26 protein-coding genes and 1 tRNA gene are annotated in these 22,000 nt (G+C 60.3%); 9 read left to right on the top strand and 18 right to left on the bottom strand.

The features are described 5' to 3' along the window. Positions 1-84: 84 nt before the first annotated feature. The 4 genes from AC0SZ7_RS25785 to AC0SZ7_RS25770 form a co-directional block, all read right to left on the bottom strand. Entirely contained in the window at positions 85-1,017 is a 933-nt protein-coding gene (locus AC0SZ7_RS25785; RefSeq protein ID WP_475507033.1) for a D-2-hydroxyacid dehydrogenase, read from the bottom strand. Between the two features lie 57 nt (positions 1,018-1,074). Then, positions 1,075-1,368 (bottom strand): YcgL domain-containing protein, encoded by a 294-nt coding sequence (locus AC0SZ7_RS25780; RefSeq protein ID WP_416426533.1) that lies wholly within the window; start codon positions 1,366-1,368, stop codon positions 1,075-1,077. Continuing rightward, positions 1,365-2,498, bottom strand: coding sequence for a ribonuclease D (gene rnd, locus AC0SZ7_RS25775; RefSeq protein WP_475507032.1), 1,134 nt, complete (start codon positions 2,496-2,498; stop codon positions 1,365-1,367). Before rnd ends, AC0SZ7_RS25780 begins: the two co-directional genes overlap by 4 nt. 83 nt (positions 2,499-2,581) lie before the next feature. Continuing rightward, positions 2,582-3,226 (bottom strand): class I SAM-dependent methyltransferase, encoded by a 645-nt coding sequence (locus AC0SZ7_RS25770; RefSeq protein WP_475507031.1) that lies wholly within the window; start codon positions 3,224-3,226, stop codon positions 2,582-2,584. A gap of 213 nt (positions 3,227-3,439) precedes the next feature. On the opposite strand from AC0SZ7_RS25770, the gene AC0SZ7_RS25765 reads away from it, so the two are divergent. Further along, positions 3,440-3,706: a DUF465 domain-containing protein gene (locus AC0SZ7_RS25765; RefSeq protein WP_475507030.1), complete on the top strand. Its 267-nt coding sequence runs from the start codon at positions 3,440-3,442 to the stop codon at positions 3,704-3,706. Positions 3,707-4,007: 301 nt separating this feature from the next. After that, positions 4,008-4,322 (top strand): helix-turn-helix domain-containing protein, encoded by a 315-nt coding sequence (locus tag AC0SZ7_RS25760; protein WP_475507029.1) that lies wholly within the window; start codon positions 4,008-4,010, stop codon positions 4,320-4,322. Positions 4,323-4,365: 43 nt separating this feature from the next. Here the strand turns inward: AC0SZ7_RS25760 and yiaY are convergent, their stop codons facing one another. The 3 genes from yiaY to mntA form a co-directional block, all read right to left on the bottom strand. Then, positions 4,366-5,514 carry an L-threonine dehydrogenase gene (gene yiaY / locus AC0SZ7_RS25755; RefSeq protein ID WP_475507028.1) on the bottom strand — a complete coding sequence of 383 codons (1,149 nt, stop codon included), beginning with the start codon at positions 5,512-5,514 and terminating at the stop codon, positions 4,366-4,368. A 408-nt stretch (positions 5,515-5,922) separates the two neighbouring features. After that, positions 5,923-6,354: a type VII toxin-antitoxin system HepT family RNase toxin gene (hepT, locus tag AC0SZ7_RS25750; RefSeq protein WP_475507027.1), complete on the bottom strand. Its 432-nt coding sequence runs from the start codon at positions 6,352-6,354 to the stop codon at positions 5,923-5,925. Continuing rightward, a complete protein-coding gene (mntA, locus tag AC0SZ7_RS25745) occupies positions 6,344-6,739 on the bottom strand; it encodes a type VII toxin-antitoxin system MntA family adenylyltransferase antitoxin (RefSeq protein WP_475507026.1) in 396 nt (131 codons plus the stop codon). The genes hepT and mntA overlap by 11 nt, the downstream gene beginning before the upstream one ends. A 163-nt stretch (positions 6,740-6,902) precedes the next feature. Here mntA and AC0SZ7_RS25740 point away from each other — a divergent pair, with 163 nt between their 5' ends. After that, positions 6,903-8,459: a glycosyltransferase family 39 protein gene (locus AC0SZ7_RS25740; protein ID WP_475507025.1), complete on the top strand. Its 1,557-nt coding sequence runs from the start codon at positions 6,903-6,905 to the stop codon at positions 8,457-8,459. Here the strand turns inward: AC0SZ7_RS25740 and AC0SZ7_RS25735 are convergent, their stop codons facing one another. Together AC0SZ7_RS25735 and AC0SZ7_RS25730 are read right to left on the bottom strand one after the other, a co-directional pair. After that, complete coding sequence (locus AC0SZ7_RS25735) at positions 8,460-9,152, bottom strand: sensor histidine kinase (RefSeq protein WP_475507024.1); 693 nt, start codon at positions 9,150-9,152, stop codon at positions 8,460-8,462. It lies immediately after the preceding gene. Further along, entirely contained in the window at positions 9,149-10,753 is a 1,605-nt protein-coding gene (locus AC0SZ7_RS25730; RefSeq protein WP_475507023.1) for a response regulator, read from the bottom strand. The genes AC0SZ7_RS25735 and AC0SZ7_RS25730 overlap by 4 nt, the downstream gene beginning before the upstream one ends. Positions 10,754-11,220: 467 nt before the next feature. Here AC0SZ7_RS25730 and AC0SZ7_RS25725 point away from each other — a divergent pair, with 467 nt between their 5' ends. From AC0SZ7_RS25725 to AC0SZ7_RS25715, 3 genes are all read left to right on the top strand, one after another. After that, the gene (locus AC0SZ7_RS25725) at positions 11,221-12,252 is read left to right on the top strand and encodes a fatty acid desaturase (RefSeq protein WP_475507022.1); all 1,032 of its coding nucleotides are present in this window, start codon (positions 11,221-11,223) and stop codon (positions 12,250-12,252) included. Positions 12,253-12,472: 220 nt separating this feature from the next. Continuing rightward, on the top strand, positions 12,473-12,787 hold the full coding sequence (locus AC0SZ7_RS25720) for a type II toxin-antitoxin system RelE/ParE family toxin (RefSeq protein ID WP_475507021.1): 315 nt from the start codon (positions 12,473-12,475) through the stop codon (positions 12,785-12,787). Then, the gene (locus AC0SZ7_RS25715) at positions 12,780-13,160 is read left to right on the top strand and encodes an addiction module antidote protein (RefSeq protein WP_475507020.1); all 381 of its coding nucleotides are present in this window, start codon (positions 12,780-12,782) and stop codon (positions 13,158-13,160) included. The genes AC0SZ7_RS25720 and AC0SZ7_RS25715 overlap by 8 nt, the downstream gene beginning before the upstream one ends. Before the next feature lie 273 nt (positions 13,161-13,433). On the opposite strand, the gene AC0SZ7_RS25710 is transcribed toward AC0SZ7_RS25715, so the two are convergent. Then, a complete protein-coding gene (locus AC0SZ7_RS25710) occupies positions 13,434-13,676 on the bottom strand; it encodes a hypothetical protein (RefSeq protein ID WP_475507019.1) in 243 nt (80 codons plus the stop codon). A gap of 210 nt (positions 13,677-13,886) precedes the next feature. On the opposite strand from AC0SZ7_RS25710, the gene AC0SZ7_RS25705 reads away from it, so the two are divergent. Beyond that, positions 13,887-14,111: a helix-turn-helix domain-containing protein gene (locus tag AC0SZ7_RS25705; protein ID WP_475507018.1), complete on the top strand. Its 225-nt coding sequence runs from the start codon at positions 13,887-13,889 to the stop codon at positions 14,109-14,111. Positions 14,112-14,210: 99 nt separating this feature from the next. Here the strand turns inward: AC0SZ7_RS25705 and AC0SZ7_RS25700 are convergent, their stop codons facing one another. The 8 genes from AC0SZ7_RS25700 to dapA form a co-directional block, all read right to left on the bottom strand. Then, a complete protein-coding gene (locus AC0SZ7_RS25700) occupies positions 14,211-15,227 on the bottom strand; it encodes a restriction endonuclease (RefSeq protein ID WP_475507017.1) in 1,017 nt (338 codons plus the stop codon). A gap of 261 nt (positions 15,228-15,488) precedes the next feature. Further along, the gene (locus AC0SZ7_RS25695; protein ID WP_475507016.1) at positions 15,489-15,989 is read right to left on the bottom strand and encodes a biosynthetic peptidoglycan transglycosylase; all 501 of its coding nucleotides are present in this window, start codon (positions 15,987-15,989) and stop codon (positions 15,489-15,491) included. Positions 15,990-16,090: 101 nt separating this feature from the next. Beyond that, positions 16,091-16,708 carry a hypothetical protein gene (locus AC0SZ7_RS25690; protein ID WP_475507015.1) on the bottom strand — a complete coding sequence of 206 codons (618 nt, stop codon included), beginning with the start codon at positions 16,706-16,708 and terminating at the stop codon, positions 16,091-16,093. A 213-nt stretch (positions 16,709-16,921) separates the two neighbouring features. After that, positions 16,922-17,011, bottom strand: a tRNA-Ser gene (locus AC0SZ7_RS25685). Positions 17,012-17,104: 93 nt separating this feature from the next. Next, positions 17,105-17,815 (bottom strand): phosphoribosylaminoimidazolesuccinocarboxamide synthase, encoded by a 711-nt coding sequence (gene purC, locus AC0SZ7_RS25680; protein ID WP_416426552.1) that lies wholly within the window; start codon positions 17,813-17,815, stop codon positions 17,105-17,107. 28 nt (positions 17,816-17,843) lie between these two features. Then, positions 17,844-18,602, bottom strand: a complete 759-nt coding sequence (locus tag AC0SZ7_RS25675) for an MBL fold metallo-hydrolase (protein ID WP_475507014.1) — start codon at positions 18,600-18,602, stop codon at positions 17,844-17,846. Beyond that, a complete protein-coding gene (gene bamC / locus AC0SZ7_RS25670; protein ID WP_475507013.1) occupies positions 18,603-19,721 on the bottom strand; it encodes an outer membrane protein assembly factor BamC in 1,119 nt (372 codons plus the stop codon). Between the two features lie 17 nt (positions 19,722-19,738). Then, entirely contained in the window at positions 19,739-20,617 is an 879-nt protein-coding gene (gene dapA / locus AC0SZ7_RS25665; protein WP_475507012.1) for a 4-hydroxy-tetrahydrodipicolinate synthase, read from the bottom strand. Between the two features lie 319 nt (positions 20,618-20,936). Here dapA and AC0SZ7_RS25660 point away from each other — a divergent pair, with 319 nt between their 5' ends. Together AC0SZ7_RS25660 and AC0SZ7_RS25655 are read left to right on the top strand one after the other, a co-directional pair. Continuing rightward, complete coding sequence (locus AC0SZ7_RS25660) at positions 20,937-21,497, top strand: glycine cleavage system transcriptional repressor (RefSeq protein WP_475507011.1); 561 nt, start codon at positions 20,937-20,939, stop codon at positions 21,495-21,497. A gap of 13 nt (positions 21,498-21,510) precedes the next feature. Further along, positions 21,511-21,984, top strand: coding sequence for a peroxiredoxin (locus AC0SZ7_RS25655; protein WP_416426558.1), 474 nt, complete (start codon positions 21,511-21,513; stop codon positions 21,982-21,984). Positions 21,985-22,000 lie beyond the last annotated feature (16 nt).

Genomic DNA, 22,000 nt, shown 5'->3' with positions numbered 1-22,000 from the left:
GGGGGGGGGGGCCGCCGCGGGGGGGGGGCCGCTCCCCCCCCCCCCGCGCCCCCCCCCCCCCCCCCCCCCCGCGTCCGGGGCTACTCAATACCCGCGAGCAAAGTCCACCTCGCCACGCAACGGCTGCTTGCCGTTGTACGCCGCCAGGTTCTCGACGAACAAGCGCACCATCGCCTGCGGCGAGGTAGGCGCCGAGCTGTGCCCGGTCAACAACAAGCCCCAGGCCGTCCAGAACGGATGACGCTGCGGCAGTGGCTCCTGCCGGCACACATCGATCACCGCACCGGCCAGGTGCCCCTGTTTCAACGCCTCCACCAGGTCGGCATCGACCACCGCCACGCCACGCCCGGCGTTGATGAACAGCGCCTCGGGGTTGAAGCGCGCGAACAGCGCCGCGTCGTAGACATCCTGGGTAGCCGGGGTGTCGGGCAACAGGTTGAGCACGTAGTCCACCTGCCCCACCTTCTCGCCCAGCGCGTCCATGCCCAGCACTTCGACGAACGGCGCCTGCTGCCGCGGGCTACTGGCGATGCCATACAGCGTCACGCCAAACGGCAGCAGGAACTCGGCCACGCGCTGGCCAATGTCCCCGGTGCCAACGATCAGCACCCGGCGGCCTTCCAGGCTGCGGCCCGGGCGTGGGTCCCACTTGCGTTCGACCTGGCTCACCAGGCGCGCCATCACCTCGCGCTCGTGGCCCAGCATGTAGGTCAGCATGTATTCGGCCATCACCTGGCCGAAGATGCCCACTGCGCGGGTAAGCCGGTAGTGGCGCGGCAGCCCGTGCATCAACAGGGGCGTGATGCCTGCCCAGGTCGATTGCAGCCACTGCGGCTTGTGGCCCTGGCGCAGCAGCGTGGCCAGCAGGTCGGGCTGGCCCAACCACACCGGGCAGTCGGCAGCCAGTTTCGACAGTTCGGCGGAGTCACCGCTGGTCAGCACGTCCAGCTCGGGCGCCGCTTCACGCAACAGCCGTGCGTAAAGGGCATGATCCTGTTCGGCAATCAGAACACGCATGCTAGTAAAACCCTTGAAAACCCCACCTGCGCCAGGCGCGACTGCGGGGTGTAGCGGTCAGACCGGATCGTTGCGACGCAACAGCTCTTCGGGCAGGTGCTCGATGTATTCCTCTTCGGGCGGCGGCATCTGCAGGTGGTAACCCTGGCTGTCGAGGTTGGCCAGCACCTGGGTGATGTCCTCGCGGGCCAGGGCGCGCTCGGGGCTCAGCACCAGGTCGAAGGCGTGCACCGGCTTGCCGAACACGGTCAGCAGGCCTTCGGGCACGCGCGCCAGGGCGTCGCTTTTCAGCACGTACAGGTACATCTCGTTCTTGCGCGGGCTTTTGTAGATGGAGCAAATGCGTTTCATGGTGTCTCTCCTGCGCTGGCCAGGGCCTGGAGCAGGGCCGGGCCCATGAGCTCGCGACGCCAGCCGCGCAGTGTGTCGGGCAATTGATAGGGACCGTCGGGGTAACCACTTTTCAGCAGGGCCTCAAGGGTCTTCTTGCGCAGCATCACCTCGGGGGCGATGCCCAGGCGCTCGCCTTCGGCCTGGCCGATGGCGCGCAGCTGCTTGATGATGCCAGCCGCTTCGATCGGCAGCGGCTCGGGCAGGGCCGGTGGCCACTGCTCGGTCGGTACGCTGCCGGCGTCCTTGATCAGCTTGAGCAGGAACTCGCCGTCCTGGCGCACGGTGCGCGGGTGCATGTCTTCGATCTTGGCCAGCGCTGCCAGGTTATCCGGCTGGGTGCGGGCCAGGGGCCACAACGAATGCTCGCGCACGATACGGTTGCGCGGCAGGTCGCGGGCACGGGCCTCGCGCTCGCGCCAGGCGCACAGCTCGCGCAGCACGGCCAGTTGCTGGCGCGACAATTTCCACGCCAGCTTGGCCTCGCGGTACAGCTCGTACGGGTCGACTTCGCGGCGCAGCTGGGCCACCAGCTCGCCACCGTCTTCCAGCACCCAGGCGTACTTGTCGTCGGACAGCTGCGGGCGCAGCTTCTCGTAGACTTCGGCCAGGTGCACGGCGTCTTCGGCGGCGTAGCTCACCTGGGTCTCGGACAGCGGGCGCTGCAGCCAGTCGGAGCGGGTCTCGCCCTTGGGCAGCTCGATGTCGAGCACGGCCTGCACCAGGCGCGAGTAGCCCATGGAGAAGCCGAGGTTGAGGTAGGCGGCCGCCAGTTGCGTGTCGAACAGTGGCGCGGGCAGGCTGCCGGTCAGGCGCAGCAGCACCTCCAGGTCTTCACTGCAGGCGTGCACTACCTTGATCACGTCGGGGTTTTCCAGCAGCTGGGCCAGGGGCTGCCACTGGGTGATGGTCAATGGGTCGATCAGCCACGCGCACGCGCCATCGCCGATCTGGATCAAGCCGGCTATCGGGTAAAAGGTGTCGACCCGCATGAACTCGGTGTCGAGTGCAACGTACGGCAGACGCTGCCACTCGGCACATTGCCGGGCCAGGCTGTCGTCGTCGCGAATCCAGTGAATTTCGATGGCCACAAGGCTCTCCCCTGAAGAATGGCGCGCAGTATATATCGACCCCGACGTTTACTGGGCATTCCATCGATGCGGGAAGCGACCTTTCAACCCTTGCGCAGCACGTAGGTGCGCCACATGGCGATGCCGGGGATGAGGTCATGATGGGCCACAATCTCGAAACCTGCCTGGCGGAACTCGGTTTCGATCTGCGCGCGCGCCACCACGAAGCGATTCTGCCGCGCGGGCGCTGCACGCCGCTGCTCCATGCGCCGGCGGCGCCAGGCGCGGTAGTTGCCGTCCACCCACAGGGAAATGATCACCGTGTCGCGGCTGACCCGGTGAAACTCGCGCAGGATGCCCAGCCGCTGCTCGCTGTTGGCGACGCGGTGGAACAGGCGCATGCAGAAGATGCAGTCGACGGCGTTGCTGCCCAGGGTAATGGCGTCCACCGACGCCTCCAGCGGCGTGATGCGCGCGGCCAGCGCCGGGCTGAAACCGTTCATCGCCTGCCCAAGGCCGCCATCATGATGGTCGCCCGCCAGGATAACCCGGTTGGCGTGCTCGGTCAGCACCGGCCAGAACCGCCCGCCACCGCACGGCAGGTCCAGCACCAGGCCCGGTTCGCCGGCCGAATGCAGGGAATGGCGCACCAGTTGCGCTTCGCGCCAATACGCCAGGCGCGCGCCGAGGCTGGGGGAGTCGGGGCTGCCAGGGTTGCGCTCAGCGGTAGTCAGGGGGGGCAAAGGCATGAAGCGCAGCTTCCCAAAGGGACCAGTTGAGCATTGAGGTTAAACAGGCAGCAGTTAAAGGCAGGTCAACCTAGTGTGAAAAAAATGTCATGGATGCCCTCCCCTGTAGTGGTTTTGAAACACAAGGTGTACCGCCGGGGTCGTATGCAGGAATCGGGGCTATCCTGAATAAGTCTCAACCTAGGCCCACTAACCCCTGCGGAGATGACGAGCATGCCGGTCAAACACAATCTGTTCGAGGACTTGAAACTCACACGCGAAGAGGTCGACACCCGCAGGAAAAGCGATGACAGGCTCAGCAAGCTGCTGAACGACTACGACGCCGTCGATGCAGAAGTGTTGAAGGCCGAATCCGCCGCCGCGCCCGATGACCAGGTGAAGAAACTCAAGGAGAAACGCCTGCTGGCCAAGGACCGGATCGTGCAGCAACTGGAATACCCGGGCACCCAGGGTGCCGGGAATGGTTTCGACAAGGCGTGATGCCTGCCCGCATATCAACCTGCCTAATGCCCCTGGCCACGAACACCTGAACATCGCAAAGGGCCCAGAGCGAAAGTGCTGTGGGCCTTTTCCTTCAAGCAAAGGTAAAAGGCCCGGCATACGCCTCAAGCGAAGCACGGCAAGCTTGGCAAACCATAAGCAACTTGCCTACACTTCTGATGAAAGCCACTTTCTATGAGTCTTCGGGCTTTACCGCTCGCGTGAACTCAACCCCTGCCTTGGCCCGGTTAAGCCTCGCACCGGGGGGTTCAGGAAACTTCGATGGATTGACTTTCATTCAATGACAAAACGCGACCTGTTCGCCGAGCTGATGCAAGGCGTCGACGAAATGGCGGCCGAACGCCAAGGCAAAATAACGCTGCGGCAGACGACCCTCGAAGCACTGCCGGCGCCCGAAATATCGGCGAGCGAAATTGTGGCGCTTCGGGAGAAGCTACATATGTCCCAAAGCGTATTCGCCCGCCGCATTCGCACCAGCACCAGTACCCTTCGAAACTGGGAACAGGAAAAAGCCCGTCCCAACGCCCAGGCAGCGCTGCTGATAAAGTTGGTGGAGCGCTATCCGGACATGGTCGAGCGCTTGGCCGCCATATGAGGCACCGCCGCCGAATCATTAGCTTCGGCGGCAGCCCCTGCCCTCACATCGCCGTACGGAAAATCTCCTCGATCTCCCCTTGAGTGGCCGGCCGCGGGTTGGTGAAGCCGCAGGCGTCCTTCATGGCGTTGGCCGCCAGGGTGGGGATGTCGTCGGCCTTGGCGCCCAGCTCGGCGAGGCCGCCGGGAATGCCGATGTCGGCAGACAACTGGCGGATGGCTGCGATCGCGGCGGCCGCGCCCTTTTCATTGTCCAGGCGCTGGGTGTCCACGCCCATGGCAGTGGCCACGTCTTTCAGGCGGGCGGGGCACACGCTGGCGTTGAAGCTTTCCACGTGGGGCAGCAACACGGCGTTGCACACACCGTGTGGCAAGTCGTAGAAGCCGCCCAATTGGTGAGCCATGGCGTGCACGTAGCCCAGCGAGGCGTTGTTGAAGGCCATGCCGGCGAGGAACTGGGCATAGGCCATGTTTTCCCGCGCGGTCATGTCTTCGCCGTGGGCGACGGCCGTGCGCAGGTTGGCGGAAATCAGCTCCACGGCTTTCAGCGCGCAGGCATCGGTGATTGGCGTGGCGGCGGTGGACACATAGGCCTCGACCGCATGGGTCAGGGCGTCCATGCCGGTGGCGGCGGTCAGGCCCTTGGGCATCTTGGCCATCAGCGCCGGGTCGTTGACCGACAGCAGCGGCGTGACGTTACGGTCGACGATGGCCATTTTCACGTGGCGCGCTTCGTCGGTGATGATGCAGAACCGGGTCATTTCACTGGCAGTGCCGGCGGTGGTGTTGATGGCGATCAACGGCAGCTGCGGCTTGGCAGACTGGTCCACGCCTTCATATTCACTGATATGCCCGCCGTTGGTGGCGCACAGCGCAATGCCCTTGGCACAGTCGTGTGGCGAACCGCCGCCCAGGGAAATGATGAAATCGCTGCGCGACTGCTTCAGCGCAGCCAGGCCGTTCTCGACGTTGCCTACGGTAGGGTTCGGTTGCGCGCCGTCGAAGACGGTGGCGTTGATGTCCTGCTCGGCCAGCAATGCAGCCACCTTGGCAGCCACCCCGGCCTTGGCCAGGCCAGCGTCGGTGACAATCAGGGCGTTGCGAAAACCGTACTTGCGAATGGCCACCACTGCCTCGTCGAGGCTGCCGATACCCATCATGTTCACGGAGGGAATGAAGAAGGTGCTGCTCATGATTGATCCTCTTTTATTGTGGTTGGCCCAGGGCCGGGCCGAGGTTGCGGTTCATCAGGCGAGCTGTGTGCGAGGTCAATGCTAGGCGCGGGGCGCCGGGGGAAGAATGGTGCTTTGGGGGGGATGGAGGGGGTGCTTTGGTAGTAGACAGGCTGCCTGAAACAGCGGCCGAAGGCCGGGTCACAGGCAACGCGGTTTCAAGACAGTTGCTAAGACAGTTGCTGCTACATCCTGTGGGAGCTGGCTTTCCAGCGAGCTGTTGGGGCCATAAAAGCACGCTGGCAAGCCCGCTCCCACAAGACAGTTGCTAAGACAGTTGCTGCTACATCCTGTGGGAGCGGGCTTGCCAGCGAGCTGTTGGGGCCATAAAAGCTCGCTGGCAAGCCAGCTCCCACAAGACAGTTGCTGCTACGCGGGTGTATCCCGGGAGGCATCCTGCTGCAAGATCGAGCGGCTGAAGGTTAAAAAGTCATCCAGGTGCTTGGTGATGATCGACACCAGAATCGGCAGTTGCAGCGTCTGGTATTCGTGCACGGCTATGTTGCGAAAACCGACCATGTTCTTGAGACTACTTAACAGCGGCTCGGCCAACCATCCCGCCTTCGCCAGTAAATCCAGCGCACTGCGGGCACTTTGCGGAACACCAAGTCTTTCGCGGCGGACGATGTGCTGGGCAATATCAAGGGAGGCTTCACAGGCACGCTGGATATTCAAAATCGCCGCATCCTGGCGCGTGTAATCGAGCGTGAATGTCTCCGCCCCTTTGTCATACTCTTCCCGCACCCTGGCAACGCATCGCTGAATAGTCGCGACTTTGTTCAGTATTACATCATCGACCATACACCCTTCCGTCCTTCAATATATCCGAGAGCACGCCGTCCCGCGCAGCATCAAGCGCCCATTTCTCGCTGACGACCAGGCATTCGAACAACCCGGCGGCTAAACCCTGGGCCCATAGGCGTTGGCCGTGGGTGATGACTTGAAGCTGAAAGACTGTGCTTGCCGGGCGCAAATCGATCAAGTCAACCGGGACGCCGGCCAAATCGGCGACTTGCCCGGCCAACTCCCACAGCTGCACAGGATCAACCGCTTTCGGCATAAGCACGGCAAGGTCCAGATCACTTTGCGGCCCAGCATGACCAGTGGCGTAACTGCCAAAACAGTAAACCGCCTGCAACGTTGGCAGGCGCTGTTGAAGCAGGTCGATAATCTTTTCCATGTTCATGCGGTCTATCCAACCACGTTTTGTCCGATAAGGCACGCCCAACCCCAAAGACAGTGCTTTCCCGGCACGCCAGCCACTTACACGACGCGTGCCGACTGCTACGATACCCCCCACCAAAAGCACAAACCGGCGCGATCTCTGTAGTCTCCCGGATGGAGGAACGATGACCGCCCAGAATGACCCTCCGCTGACCGACCTGCACCGCCTGCCCCACAACGCGTGGCTGCAAAGGCTGGCCAACGCCCCGGCGGGCTTGTGGTTCTGGCCGATCATGCTGCTGGCCACGGTGGCGCGGCTGTACCAGCTGACTGCCTCGGCCATCTGGTGTGACGAGGGCTCAAGCCTGGTGATCAGCCAGTACCCCCCGGCGCAGATCTGGCTGCACGCCGCCCATGACGTGCACCCGCCGCTCTACTACCTGATCCTGCATGGCTGGATGTCGCTGTTCGGCAATAGCCTGTTTTCAATCCGCGTAATCAGCGCCCTGCCCGGCATCGCCAGCGTGGGCCTGGGGGTGTGGCTGCTGCAACTGGCGGCCGGGCGCCGGGCGGCGCTGCTGGGCGGGGTAATGCTGGCGCTGCTGCCGATTGCCGTGCACTACAGCCAGGAAATACGCATGTACCCGCTGATGGGCATGTGGCTGCTGGCCGCCACGCTTTCGCTGGTGCACTGGGCCCGGCAGCCGCACCGGCATCGCTACCTGGTGATCTATGCGCTGCTGATGGCTGCCAGTTTCTACACGCATTACTTCACCAGCCTGTGCGTGCTGGCCCACTGGGCCTGGCTGGCGCTGCTGCGCACCCGCGGCAACCGCCTGGTGCAGCGCCCGGCGTGGTGGCTGGCGAATGTGGCCATCGTCGCCTTGTACCTGCCATGGATTCCCAGCCTGATCGGCCTGGTGGAGCACCTGCCGGAACTGGAAGCGGGCAACGATGTGGGCTGGATCGGCGCGGTAACGCTGGGCTCGCTGCCGTCGATGGTGTGGCAGTACCTGATCCTCAGCGACGGGTTCGACCTGCCGGTGGCGCTATTCATCAGCGTGCCGGTGTTGCTGGCGGCCATTCTGGCGTGGGTGCTATGCGCCGACCGCCACCCCCTGCGCCTGCCGTCGATGCTGGTGATTTATTGCGTGCTGCCGCTGCTGCTGATTTTCCTGATTTCGTTCAAGACACCGCTGCTGGTAGACCGCTACATGATGTTCTCGGCCCTGGCGCTGCCGCTGGTGCTGGGCGTTGCAGCGGACCGCCTGGCGCGTTATTCGCGGCCGCTGGCAATGGCCGCGGTGCTGGCCTACGTGGCCGTGCAGGGCGTGGGCCTGCAACGCAACTATGACGTGGACGATGACCAATTCGACAAGATGGTGGCCTTCGTCAACCAGCGCTTCGAGCCGGGCGACCGCATCGTGGTCAGCGACCTGTTCTGGTATTTCGGCTACCTGTACTACAACACCACCGGCGCCGAGCCGCTGCTGTACACGCCGAAACAGGCGGATGGCAGCTCCGGCCACCCCACTGACTACGGTTTTGGCAACCTGGTGGACGAGGCAGGCGACCACATCTACGTGGACGCCCTGCAAGACCTACCCGCCGACCACCAGCGGGTGTGGTTGATCAGCGGCACCGGCGACACCGATGATTTCGCCTCGATACCCGCCCAGTGGCGCAAGGTCGACCAGACCGTGGTGGGCGACACCGAGGCCCGGCTGTACGAGCGCCCCTGATCAGGGCAGGTAGAGTTTGAAGTTGCCGCCGCCCAGGTTGCCACCGTTGGCCAGCCGCACATGGCCGACCACGCCGTTGCGCTCGTGCCGCTCGGCGATGCGCGCGGCGAAGTACAGGCCCAGGCCGGTGCTGCCGCTGACCGGGTTGATGCCCTGCACGTACGCCGACTGCGACTCGATCAGCGCCTGCGGGTAACCAGGCCCGTCATCGTTGACGCTGATCACCAGTTGCCCCTCTTCCTCGGCAGCGGTGATATGAATGGCCTCGCGGGCAAAGCGGATGCCATTGATGATGACGTTGGCCACCACCGACCCCACCAGTTCGCGGTCGAAGAACCCCAGCGGGCACAGCACGTCCACGTCGTAGCTGGCGCTGATGCCGCGGCTGGCCAGCACTTCCTGGTGCCAGGCCAGTTGCGACTCGATGAAATCGTCCATCTCATGGTATTCAGGCCGCAGCGGCAGCTGGTTGACGCCCAGTTTGTACAGGCCCAGCAGCTGCACCATCATGCCGTTGAGGTTGGCAAACTCATAATCGATCACCCCGCGCTCGGCGTTCTCGCGCAGCGGTGCAGGCAAGCCCTGCGACCACTTGCCATGGGCGGTCATCACCGACGCCAGCGAGTTCTTCATGTCATGCACGATGGACGCGATGACCATGGAAAAGTCCAGACCCGCTTTTTCTTCACTCATGCGCCAAACGCCCTGTTACGCAGTTTTTGATAACGCTCGAAGCGTGCGTCGCTTTCGGGCATGTGGCCCACAGTGCGCAAGGCCTCGCGGCATTCGGCCAGGCCGGCTGCGGTAATCGGCACACCCTTGGCATGCAGCAGGCCCTGGGCCAGGTTCAGGGCAATACTGATGTTCTTCGGCTGCAGCGCCAGGGCCTTGCGGAACAGGGCCTGCGCCTCGGCGAAGCGGCCTTCGCGGTAGGCGCGCACGCCCTCCTGGTTGACGTCGATGGCCACCTTGTTGGCGCCCAGAATCGTGGGGTCATCGGTCTGCTTGGCGATGTTCTGCATCACTACCGGGTCGTCACCGTAAATTTCGGCGCAGCTCTTGAGCACGCCCACGCCCGCGTCTGCCTGCCCCAGGTTCTGCAGTTGCGCAGCCACCGACAACGCCGCTTCGGCGCTGAGGAACTGGTCCATGCCCTGCAGCCTGCCCACGGCCTCCTCGGCCAGCTTGGCCGCGGCTTCCGGGTCGGAACGCTGCAGGCTGGTCGCCTTGATCAGGCGCGTGCGCACCTGAATGCCCTGGTCGTCACCGTTGTCCTTGGCCACGTCCACCAGGGTCTGGTTCAGCTCCACGCGGCTGCGGGCATCCAGGCCGGCATCGCCGCCCTTGCTGATCAGCGCCTGGGCAAAGCCGAGGTTGGTTTCCGGGTTCTTGAAGCGTGAATACTGGCCCTGGTTGACCGCCTGGCGGTAAGCGCGGGACGAGGTGTCAAAGTCCTCGTTCTCCATGGCCAGCTTGCCCAGCAGGCTCTGCCGGCGCACAGCTAACGGCGACAGCTTCACCGCGTCTTCCAGCACCTGCTGCGCGCGCTTGCCGTCGTTGCGCGCCACCAGCACCTCGGCCAGGCCGTCGTACAGCGCCGGCAGCATGGGGAAGGTTTTCAACGCGCGCTCGTACACATCCTGGGCTTCGGCCAGCTTCTTGCGCTTGAACAGCAGGCTGCCCAACGCGCCAAACGCCCACGGCGTGGGGCGGTCGGCGAGGATAGTCTTGAGGAAGGCTTCCAGCGGCTCATGCTGGTTCAGGTCACGCAGCGCATCGGCCTTGTAGCGGTGGCAAAGCGGCGCATAGCGGGCGTCTTCCTGGGTCAGGCGCGTGCACGCAGCCAGCACTTCCATGGGCAGGTTCTTGTCCAGCGCCTGCAGAATCGGCTTGAGCAGTGTCTTGCGCTGCACCAGCTTCTCCAGGCGCTGGGCCAGGCCGGCGCGGTTGAAGGGCTTGGTCAGGTAGGCATCAGGCTCCCACTCCAGCGCGCTCATTACCATGGCCTGGCTGTTTTCGGCGGTCACCATGATGAACACGCTTTCATGGCTCAGCAGCTTGTCCAGCATCAGGTCTTCGAGCACCTGCTGGCCGTTCTTCTTGCCATCGCCCAGGTTGAAATCGTGCAGCACGAAGTCATAGCGCTTCTGCGCGCACGCCTTCAACGCCTGTTCGCCGGTGTCCGCCGTGTCCACGTCCTTCACGCCAAGGTCGCGCAGCATGGAGCGCACCGAACTGCGGAAGTCGGAGAAGTCATCGACGATAAGAAACGATTTTTGGTTATACGCCAGCATTCGCGATCCCGTCAGGGGAATGAATATGAGCCCGTGGGGGCCTTCCAATACGTGGGCTATCGGCATGGCGGGAAATTTCTAGAGGGTGTTCACCCCATGAAAACCGCGCGTTTGGCCCGGGTGTGGGACCACCCCGAACCGTGCGAGGTCACACCAAATGCCATTATATAGCCATCAGCCGACCCAGCTGCGGCCGATTGCCTCACGGCTAAAACGTTAGGCCAGAATTGCCCAGCCGTCCTGCAGAGCATTCTGCAACTTGCGCAACAAAAAACAAGTATCCGAAATAATACAAACAGACTTTATGGCTATCTTTATCATGCCGAAATAAACATATACGGAACGGTTTCGGCACTCTACCCTGCCCTTTCATGATCCACCTGACTTTATTAAAACATTGTGCACCGCCGCTCATTTCCGGCAAATAACTTTCACCTGCCCTTTCTGCAAGGATGAGGGATTGCACCATGCACGCAACCATAGAACGTACCAGCGATATCAACCGGCGCGTATTTGATGTTCGCCAGCGCGTCATGGCCTATGGCGCAGAACTTCGGCGCCGCTACCCGGCGCTGAAACATCAGGACGCCTTGGGTGCAAGTATTCTGCTCGCCGCCGTGGCGGTCATACTCTGCACTTCGGGGCTGTACCTGGGCGGGTATATACCGTGGTGGGCGTGCGTGCTGTTGAACGCCTTCTTCACCTCGTTTACCCATGAACTGGAGCACGACCTGATCCACCGGCTCTACTTCCGCACCCGCCCCCTTGCCCACAACCTGATGCTGGCCGCCTGCTGGTTGACTCGCCCCACCGCCATCAACCCCTGGGTGCGGCGGCAGCTGCACATCAACCACCACATGGCCTCGGGCACCGAAAGCGACCTTGAAGAGTTGACACTGTCCAACGGAACGCCCTGGGGAATACTGCGAGGGTTGATGGTCAGCGACTTGATGATCGGCGCAGCGGTAATGGTGGCGCGTGCCAAGACATGGCGTGAACGCAAACAATTGCTCGACACTGGCTTGAAAGCCTATTTACCGCTGACCGCACTGACGTGGGCAGCCTGGTATGTATTCCTGATTTTTCATCTTATTCAGGGCGTCGGTTATTTATCTGCACTACCGTTCCACTCTTCACCTTCATTGCTGGCAGCCATGCAATGGCTCGACGCTGCTGTCGTAATCATTATCTCCCCCAACATCCTGCGCAACTTCTGCCTGAACTTCATTACCTCGAACATTCACTACTATGGCGATATAAACCCCAAGGACCTTACCCAGCAAGTGCAGGTGCTCAACCCCTGGTGGCTGTGGCCGCTGCAGGCGTTCTGCTGCAACTTCGGCGGCACCCACGTGATTCACCACTTCGTGGTGATGGAGCCGTTTTACATCCGCCAATTGAGCGTGCCGGCGGCGTACCGGGCGATGCGGGAGAATGGGGTAAGGTTTAATGATTTCGGGACGTTTGGGCGGGCTAATAGGTGGAAGCCCAAAGCGTGATTCAACCTATGGGGTGAGCCAGGCTTACCCCAATTTTTCAGAGACACTTAGATTGCGCAGCGTCGACTCAGAAAGGTCCCACCCCAAAATAGCCACTGTCCTAACGACACCCCCTCACTCTTGCTCATAAAGTCCCCGCCCCAACCACTCTCGCCGCGCTCGCCTCCCATGCGCTCAAACGATCGACAAAGGCGTAGCCGTTCGGATACAGTTAAAGCTGATGAGTCAATACACGATAAGGACGACGATACATTTCGATTCCTGGCTTTCCAGCCTGAAGGACCGTCATGCCAGAGGTGTCATAATCAGACGCATAGAGCAGGCAGAAAACGGCAATTGGGGCGACTGCGCACCTGTCGGCACAGGAATCAGCGAAATGCGCGTATTTGTAGGGCCGGGCTACAGGATCTATTTTGCCCGCCTCGGCACAATCCTCTACATGCTGCTCAATGGCAGCGACAAGGCCGATCAACACCGCGCCATAAAAGCAGCCAAACTTATCTTGGCCGAACTCCAGGAGCAGCCACATGGCTAAATCCAAGCCTTTTGATCCGGAAGACATGCCGATCATCTCCATCGCCGAATCCAGCACGATCCCGTTCGAAGCGTCACGGTACCTGGATAACGACGAAACCATCAGCGCCTATCTCTCCGCCAGCCTGCAAGAGGCTGACCCAAACGCGTTTTTGAAAGCCTTGTCGCAAGTCGCCAAGGCGAGAGGGATGACGCAGTTGGCGAAGGAGACCGGGTTGAGCCGGGAAAGCCTGTATAAAGCGCTGCAGGAAGGCGCAAAACCTCGATACGACACCGTGTTGAAGGTCATTGGTGCGCTGGGCCTGCAATTGACGGCACAGCCAAGCACTTCCGGCACAGCGACCAACTTCTTTCATCCCCCCCAAAGACCGTAGCACCAGCGGCGTTCGCCTTGAGGTCATCCGTAGGAGTCGGCCTTGGCGGCGATAGCGTCAGCTTGAGATTGCCGCGACAGGCGCTGTAACCGCTGCCATAGGCTGCGATCGCCTTTCTCCACGCTGAAAATCTTCAGAGTATTCGCGCGCCAGCGCAGCTTGGCGGCAGCTGCTACAACGCCACCCCTGTAGCGGCGGCCGCGGGCCGCGTCATTGGCGCCGCGGTGCGCCAGGCCTACCCTCCATACCGCCTGACGCCGCCTGCGGCAGCTGCTACGGGTGTTGGGCCGCCCGTGCGCGCTTTGCCGCCACGGCCCTGTCCAGGGTCAGGTTGGCACAATCGATGAAGATGTACGCCAGGTAGGTCAGCGCCTCTTCGTCATGAAGCTCGCCAGCCTGATGATCGAGGCCCAACAGCCGACGGTTGCGTTCGGGCAGTTGCTTCCAGCCGTCGAGCAGGTAGCTGTGCAGCGCGTCGACGATGCGTTGGCGAGAATTGAAGCAGCGGGGCGACATCCGGGTGCCCGGTCTGCGTTTGATCGAGCGGGCGCCGGGTGGGCGTTTGAATGGGCGTGGGGTGCGGGGAAAACGGGGGGCTTGGCGGTCCATGACCTGATCCTCTCTGCCTGAGATACGTTGAGGGTCTATCCTAAACCAAATATCCCACTTTGGGATAATCCTGAAATAGGTTTATTGAAGGTGTCGACTCCCCGAATCGGCAATCTAATGAAAACCATCTACATGGAACGATATCAGCACCTGCTCATGCTGCTGGTGGCGGCCAGGAAAACAGCTGGACTGACGCAGGCTCAGGTGTCCGTGATGCTCGATAGGCCTCAGTCATTCGTTGCAAAGATCGAGAATGGGGATAGACGATTGGATGTGATTGAGTTCGTGGCGATTTGCCAAGCGTTAGGGCAACCGCCAGAAAGCATCATTAAGCAGTTGTAGGACCAGATGTTTTAGCGGAGCCTGCAGCATATGCTGCAGGTTTAATCTCGCGCGAGGAGCTACATCGGTAACTAAACAGCCCCATGGGCAGACTCAAATTTAAAGTCCGGCCAGATACTCCGCTAACTCGTCGTGATGGAGCAGTCGTACATCAAGCTTTTTAGCAGCCTGCTTTGCCGCAGGTGTAAAACTGGAATTTGTGACTACGCAAGCATAATCACAATCGTAAAACCCTTGGGCAGAGTATGCTTCTTGGACGCTTTTATTTCCAACCGCAGATGAATACTGTTTACATTGGATCACCAAGCGGACGTTTTTATTCTCGGCAATAATGTCCGCACCATGATCACCTGAACCTTTCGTGACATTAGCAATCCACCCCAAGCCTCGAACAAGTCCAGCAACAAAATATTCATATTGATGCCCCGTCATGTACTCATCGAACGGCGTTTCGCATTGATCTTCAGGTACAACTCCATCAAGCCAATCCACCCAATGGAGCCTAACTGATTTATCTTTGGCATCAGACATGTAGTCCCGCCACCCGCCAAGCAACCGCAAAACTGGCTCTGAAACGACACGTTCATCGAGAGGAAGCATTACCTCCGTAGCAAAGTAATCGAGTTCTTTTTTCCACTTTGACTCAACCCGCTTACCGTAGTCATCCAGATAAGTTAACTGGTTCTTTTTACGCTGGAGGGTCTTTAGGCGCGGCTCAATCGCCTTATATGCAATTGCTTCTACGACCTTCCTGGCAAGACCGCTCCTGATCGCATCATAATTGGTAGCAGACTTAAAGGCTGTCAAATCGTAACCCGGATGCCGTGGCGAGATAGAGACGATCGCGTCCGCCAACAGCTTTAAATTATTTCTTTTTTCTTTAATCCGCCACTCTACCAACATCGGATAAAACCAAAACGAAAAGCAGCACAACCCTACAAATGAAATAACCAGCACCCCAAATATCCAAGCACTGATCAACTCGGAATTAGATTCAATCCTGCTGCGAACCTCAGAAATTATTTTTAAGGCATAGCACAAGGCAAAAAGCAAAAATATAAATTTCGTTTTTTGCTTTAAACTTACCGCTTTTTTTGAGCGCCTTCGAACTGGCATACTTCATCCTGAAAAATAAAACAACGTTAACTGTGCCGCCATGCAGATTTAGCGTACGAGAGTAGTCATTATGCAACATTTTGTGAAGAGCGAACCACCTCGACACAAGGTAAAATTCCGTTCACCCTTCTGGCGGCCCAATATTCAAGAAGCATAGCTGACCTAAAGCCCGTGCTAGGATATCTAGGTTGGTAAGAGGCATCCGCGCCTCACATCCATGAAGGCATTTATAATACGAACACCATAAGATGCACACCATCGTCAAGCTGACTGAGCATCGGTCGACATAGAGCTATTACTGACTTGGCTGAGCAATTTAGTAATATGCCGAACTCGCACCATATGCTTCCTTGCCATTAGCCCATCACATTCTGAAGTGCGAGGATACTTCAAATAAGCAACTACAACAGCATCTGCATCCCCCAAACTTGTCGACTTAATACTTTCGACACCCCGAAATCCCGCGAGCGATTTTCCGTAGTAGGCGACCTTAAGATAACAAGCCGCCAACTCTCGCTTGCTAAACCTCGAATTCAGCATCACTGCCAAGATTTGCTCTCTCACTTTACGTCGCGGCGTCTTTTCATAGCGCCGAGTAATCGTTCGAACTAGCTGTTGTTCGATAGTGCTTGCACCCTGCTTCTGCCCATCAAGAAGTCGGACTTTTATAGAGCGTAGGATTGCTAAAGGATCAACACCACCGTGTAACGCGTTCCGATGATCTTCAGCCACGACAAGAGCCGTAATCAAAGAGGGGGTCACATCACGCTCATTACGCCCTCGGAGCCCCTCCACCACGGCACAACACTCGTGATAATCCGTCAACACAGATTGATATCCTATTATTTTTACAGCGGCAACTCCTAGGTAGATTGGAGCTGTGAATAGCCGATAGGATGCTCGTTGAAGACGTTTCTTCCACAAAGGACGCTTCCCTTTGAATTTGCAGCGGTTGAGTAGAACGCGCCAGAATACGGCCCTTTGGCGAATCGATAACGCCGGATTTTGACGGACATGTACGTCGTAAATTCACGCTGCTGACCTTGCTCTACGATATGAATATTCATAACACTAGAACGAAAATAATTCCTTTCGACAACTCCGCTGACAACCCCGCGCTTCTTATTCTTACCTTCGTATTCCATAGAGTGGGCCGCACACACCTCACCCGTCTTCTCAGACGTGCCTGCAACTATATGCCCATCCGAATAAACAACCAAGGTATAGAATACCTCCATCCCTCGGTAGGGATTTCTAGCCGTTTCTTCCACCGTGGTCTTTATGTAAAAGGTTCCCGAGTAGTTAGCAGCCTTAATGAAAAACTCTCGAATTATGAACAGCAATGCTGCTGCTATCAGAGCTGCGACGAGAGAACCATAGTTAGTGGACTCACCACCAAACTTGTCGATTTCAGCCATCGCGGTGGTCGTAGCGTCTTGCAGGACGGAGAAGGTATCTAGCACCGCATCAGGAAAGGTCATATAGCCTCACTGCACTCATCTGAGATGAACATAGAGTGGCACATTACCATCATCGGACAATATTGGACTAGAGCCTTTGGCAAGGAGAAGACGACCAGAGACATTGCGCTAGAGGTAATGTCCACGCTCAAGCAAGGCCATATAAGATTTCTACGTAAAATGCGCACAAACAAAAAACCCCGCAGCTTTTCAGCTGCGGGGCTCTTCGATATATGGCGGAGAGATAGGGATTTGAACCCTAGGTACTGTCGCCAGTACAACGGATTTCGAATCCGTCCCGTTCGGCCACTCCGGCATCTCTCCAGTGGCGCGCATGATACCAGCGTTTTCTGAAAAGGCGAAACCTTTTTTGAAAAAAATTTGCGTGGTATCAAACGCTTGCGTGAGCTTGCCGAATTACAGCGGCACGCCCAGGCGTTTGGCGACTTCTTCGTAGGCTTCGATCACGTCGCCCAGACCCTGGCGGAAGCGGTCCTTGTCCATTTTCTTCTTGGTGTCCTTGTCCCACAGGCGGCAGCCGTCAGGGCTGAACTCGTCGCCCAGGACGATCTGGCCGTGGAACAGGCCGAACTCCAGCTTGAAGTCCACCAGCAGCAGGCCGGCGTCGTCGAAGAGCTTGTTCAGCACTTCGTTGACCTTCAGCGACAGCTCTTTCATTTTCGCCAGTTGCTCGGCGGTGCCCCAGCCGAATGCCACCACGTGGGATTCGTTGATGAACGGGTCGCCCTTGGCGTCGTCCTTCAGGAACAGCTCGAAAGTGTACGGGTTCAGCTTCAGGCCTTCTTCGACACCCAGGCGTTTCACCAGGCTGCCGGCGGCGTAGTTGCGCACTACGCACTCGACCGGAATCATGTCCAGCTTCTTCACCAGGCACTCGTTGTCGCCCAGCAGCTTGTCGAACTGGGTAGGAATACCCGCTTCTTCCAGCTTCTGCATGATGAAGGCGTTGAACTTGTTGTTCACCATGCCCTTGCGGTCCAGCTGTTCGATGCGCTTGCCGTCGAACGCCGAGGTGTCGTTGCGAAACAGCAGGATCAGGCGGTCGGCGTCGTCGGTCTTGTAAACCGATTTGGCTTTGCCACGGTAGAGTTCTTCACGTTTTTCCATGATGGGCTCCGCTTGCTAAGTAGATGGGCTAGGCGATTTCGCGCCAGTCGAGCCCTGCATCTTGATCGGCCAGTTGCAGCCAGTCCGGGTCGCACCCCAAGGTGTCGACAAAACATTGCCGGGCTAGCTGCGGCAGGTTGTTCTTGCTGCTGAGGTGGGCCAGCACCAGGTGTTGCAGGTTTTGCCAGCCCAGCTCCGACACCAGGTTCGCGGCCTGGTGGTTGTTCAAATGCCCCAGGGAGCCGCCCACCCGCTGTTTCAGAAACATCGGGTAGTGGCCCCGGGCAAGCAGGTCGCGGCAATGGTTGGACTCGATCACCAGTGCATCGAGGCCCTGGTAACTGTCCATGACACGCCCGCAGTACGAGCCCAGGTCGGTCAGCACGCCCAGGCGCCGCTGGCCATCGCTGAACACGTACTGGGTGGGCTCCAGCGCGTCATGCGCCACGCCCACCACGTTGATTTTCAGTGTGGCGACTTCCAGCACGTCGCCGCAGGCCACGAAACCCGTGGGCTCCACTGGCTTGCGCAGCGCGCGGTGGGTGCCGCGGCTCAGGTACACCGGAATATTGTAGCGCCGCGACAGCAAACCCACGCCATGCACGTGGTCGGCATGTTCGTGGGTCACCAGGATGGCGCTCAATTGTTCGGGGCTGACGCCCAGGCGGGCCAGCCGACGTTCGGTTTCACGCAGGGAGAAACCGCAGTCGACCAGCACGTAAGTGCCTTGGTGAACCACCAGCGTGCCATTCCCTTGGCTGCCGCTACCGAGAATGGCGAAGCGCACTTAACCCAGGTTGTCCTGGATCACGCTCAACACGCGACGGGCCACATCGGCCGGTGCCACGGTATTGATGTTCTTCTCGACGGTAACCTGGATGTTGTCACCCACCTTGCTCAGGCGAACCTGGTAGCGCTCGGCGCGTGCCTCGATCTCTTCCTTGCTCGGCTCGCTGCCGAACAGGCGGCTGAAGAAGCCCGGCTTGTCATCCTTCTTGACGGGTTTCTCCGCCAGGTTGATGTAGTACAGGCCCAGGCTGCGGTTGATGTCTTCCACCTTCCACTGGCCATGGTCCAGGGCGCGGCCAACACTGGACCAGGCGCGGTCAAGGTCGGTGCCCACGTTCAGCACCGGGTTGCCGCTGCCGTCTTCGCTCAGGGCCACACGGCTCGGGGCGTCGAAGTCACGCGCGGCCAGCAGCGACACCGAACCGCCCTTCTGGGCGCTGCGGGTCATGCTGGCGAGCATTTCGTCCACCAGGGCCACGTCGGCACCGGAGTTGCTCGGCATTTTCGGGAAGTCGACCGATTGGCTGCTGCCCGAAGGACGGCTGACGGTGGTCACGTAGACTTCACTGGTGTTGCGCTGCACGCCCGGCTCGATGCGCACGCGCACGCGGGTTTCGCTGTCGCCGCTGGCGGCGGAAGCTTGCAGGCGCTTGGCCATGGACGCCGACAGTTCGTCGTAGCGCTGCCAGCTGGTGGTGAATTCACCGGTCTGCGGGCGCTCGTCGGCGATGCGGAAGCCGTTGTCCTCGAAGAACTGGTGGGCCACCGGCCAGGTTTCAGCCGGCGGGTGCTCGGACAGAATCCAGTGGGCGTCGCCGTTCTTCTGCAGGGTGTAGTCGGTGGCTTCCTGGGAAGCCTGCAGTGGCAGCGGGCGTGGCACCTGGTATTCACCGGTGCGCTGGGCTTCATCGGCGACGTTGCGCGGAATCGGCAGCAGCGGGTCCAGGCGCTTGTCCAGGGCTACGCCTTCAGGCGTCTGCATGGGGGCCGTCTGACGGGCTTCCAGGTAATCACTGCCACGGTCACGGAAGTAACCATTCTCGCCCCACAGCCAACTGCAGCCGCTGGTGCTCGAAATCACCAGGGCAAGGGCGGAAAGACCGGCCAATCGCTTCATGCGTTGTACTTCCTCAATTAGACCAGGACGCCGGTCTGGCGCAGGGCCTGACGCAGCGTTTCGTGATAAGGGGCGCTCAACCAGGTGAGCGGCAGGCGAATGCCTTCAGGCATCAGGCCCATTTCGTGCAGTGCCCATTTCACGGGAATCGGGTTGGCTTCCAGGAACAGGTTCTTGTGCAGCGGCATCAGTTGTTCGTTGATGGCGCGGGCCTGCTCGGCCTCGCCACGCAGGGCGGCGGCACACAGTTCGTGCATGGCACGCGGCGCGACGTTGGCGGTGACCGAGATATTGCCCTTGCCACCCAGCAGGATCAGCTCGACGGCCGTCGGGTCATCACCGGACAGCACCAGGAAGTCGCCGGGCACGCCGGCCAGGATGTCCTTGGCGCGCTGCATGTCGCCCGTGGCTTCCTTGATACCGATGATGTTCTTCACGGTGGACAGGCGGATGACGGTCTCGGCCTTCATGTCGCAGGCGGTGCGGCCTGGCACGTTGTAGAGGATTTGCGGGATGTCCACGGCCTCGGCAATGTGCTTGAAGTGCTGGTACAGGCCTTCCTGGGTCGGCTTGTTGTAGTACGGGGTTACCAGCAGGCAGGCGTCGGCACCGGCTTCCTTGGCGTTGCGGGTCAGTTCGACCGCCTCGCGGGTGGAGTTGGCGCCGGTACCGGCGATGACCGGGATCTTGCCGGCGACCTGCTTGACCACATGACGAATGACGTCGATGTGTTCCTTGTAGTCCAGGGTCGCGGACTCGCCGGTGGTGCCCACGGCGACGATGGCATCAGTGCCTTCCTTGAGGTGGAAGTCCACGAGTTTGCTGAGGCTGTCCCAGTCGAGACGACCTTCTGCGTCCATGGGTGTGACCAGTGCCACCATACTGCCCGCAATCATGCAACCGCTCCTGCCGGAAAAAGAGAGCGGTAATGGTACTGGGGCCATGTGCCTTGCACAAGCGAAGTACCACGTTGCGAGCATTCCCCTTGGCGCCGCTTTTCGCTACCCTTCAGACTTTGATCGGTACCAGTGGCTGTGTATGTCCGGTTTGCAACGTGCCCGAAGCACTGCAAACCCCTGATCCTGAGCCGCCGATCCCCTGCCAACGGGCGTTTTGCGCGCCGTTGCCGGCATCGTGCCCGGTTACCATGGGGTCACGCGGGCCAGCCATCATGTCCATTTGTGTACTGACCGCTCATCGCTTTAGGAATGCTGCATGTCCACCCCCACAGTTCGCGAACAATTCCTTGTCATCAGTGCCCTTGGCCCTAACCCCATGGAGCTGACCAACGTCCTGTGCCGGGCCAGCCACGACAGTCGCTGCTCGGTGGTGACCTCGCGCCTGACCCGCCACGGCGAGTGCAGCGCCCTGGTGCTGCAGGTGTCGGGCAACTGGGACGCCCTGGCGCGCCTGGAAACCAGCCTCGGCTCGTTGGCCAAGAAGCACGGCTTCACCGTCAACCTGGTGCGCAGCGCCACCCTGGAGACCCGCCCGCTGTCGCTGCCCTACGTGGCCTACGTCAGCTCGGTGTACCGCTCGGACATCATCAACGAGCTGTGCCAGTTCTTCATCGACCACCACGTGGAGCTGGAGAACCTGACTTGCGACACCTACCAGGCTCCGCAGACCGGCGGCACCATGCTCAACGCCACCTTCACCGTGACCCTGCCTGCCGGCGTGCAGATCAGCTGGCTGCGCGACCAGTTCCTGGACTTCGCCGACGCGTTGAACCTGGACGCGCTGATCGAGCCCTGGCGCCCAACCAACCCCATCTGACAAGGATTTGCCCATGGCAGTTGAAATCGGCCAGCCGGTCGCAGACTTCGAAGCCCCGGCCACTGGCGGCCAGTCGGTCAGCCTCAGCGCGCTGAAAGGCCGCCAGGTGGTGATCTACTTCTACCCCAAGGACAGCACGCCGGGCTGCACCACCGAGGGCCAGGGTTTCCGTGACCAGCACGAAGCCTTCGCGGCGGCCAACACCGTGGTGTTCGGCGTGTCCCGCGACGGCATCAAGAGCCACGAGAACTTCAAGGCCAAGCAGGCGTTCACCTTCGAGCTGATCAGCGACAAGGACGAGGCCCTGTGCCAGCTGTTCGACGTGATCAAGCTGAAGAAGCTGTATGGCAAGGAATACCTGGGTGTTGACCGCAGCACCTTCCTGATCGACCAGAACGGCGTGCTGCGCCAGGAATGGCGCGGCGTGAAGGTACCGGGGCATGTGGATGCGGTGCTGGCCGCCGCCCAAGCCCTGCACAGCGCCTGACTCCGTAGCAGCTGCC

The organism is Pseudomonas sp. JC1203 (assembly GCF_056175065.1).
Note: the sequence above shows the minus strand (reverse complement) of the source record. Positions and strands in the feature narration are given on the sequence as shown.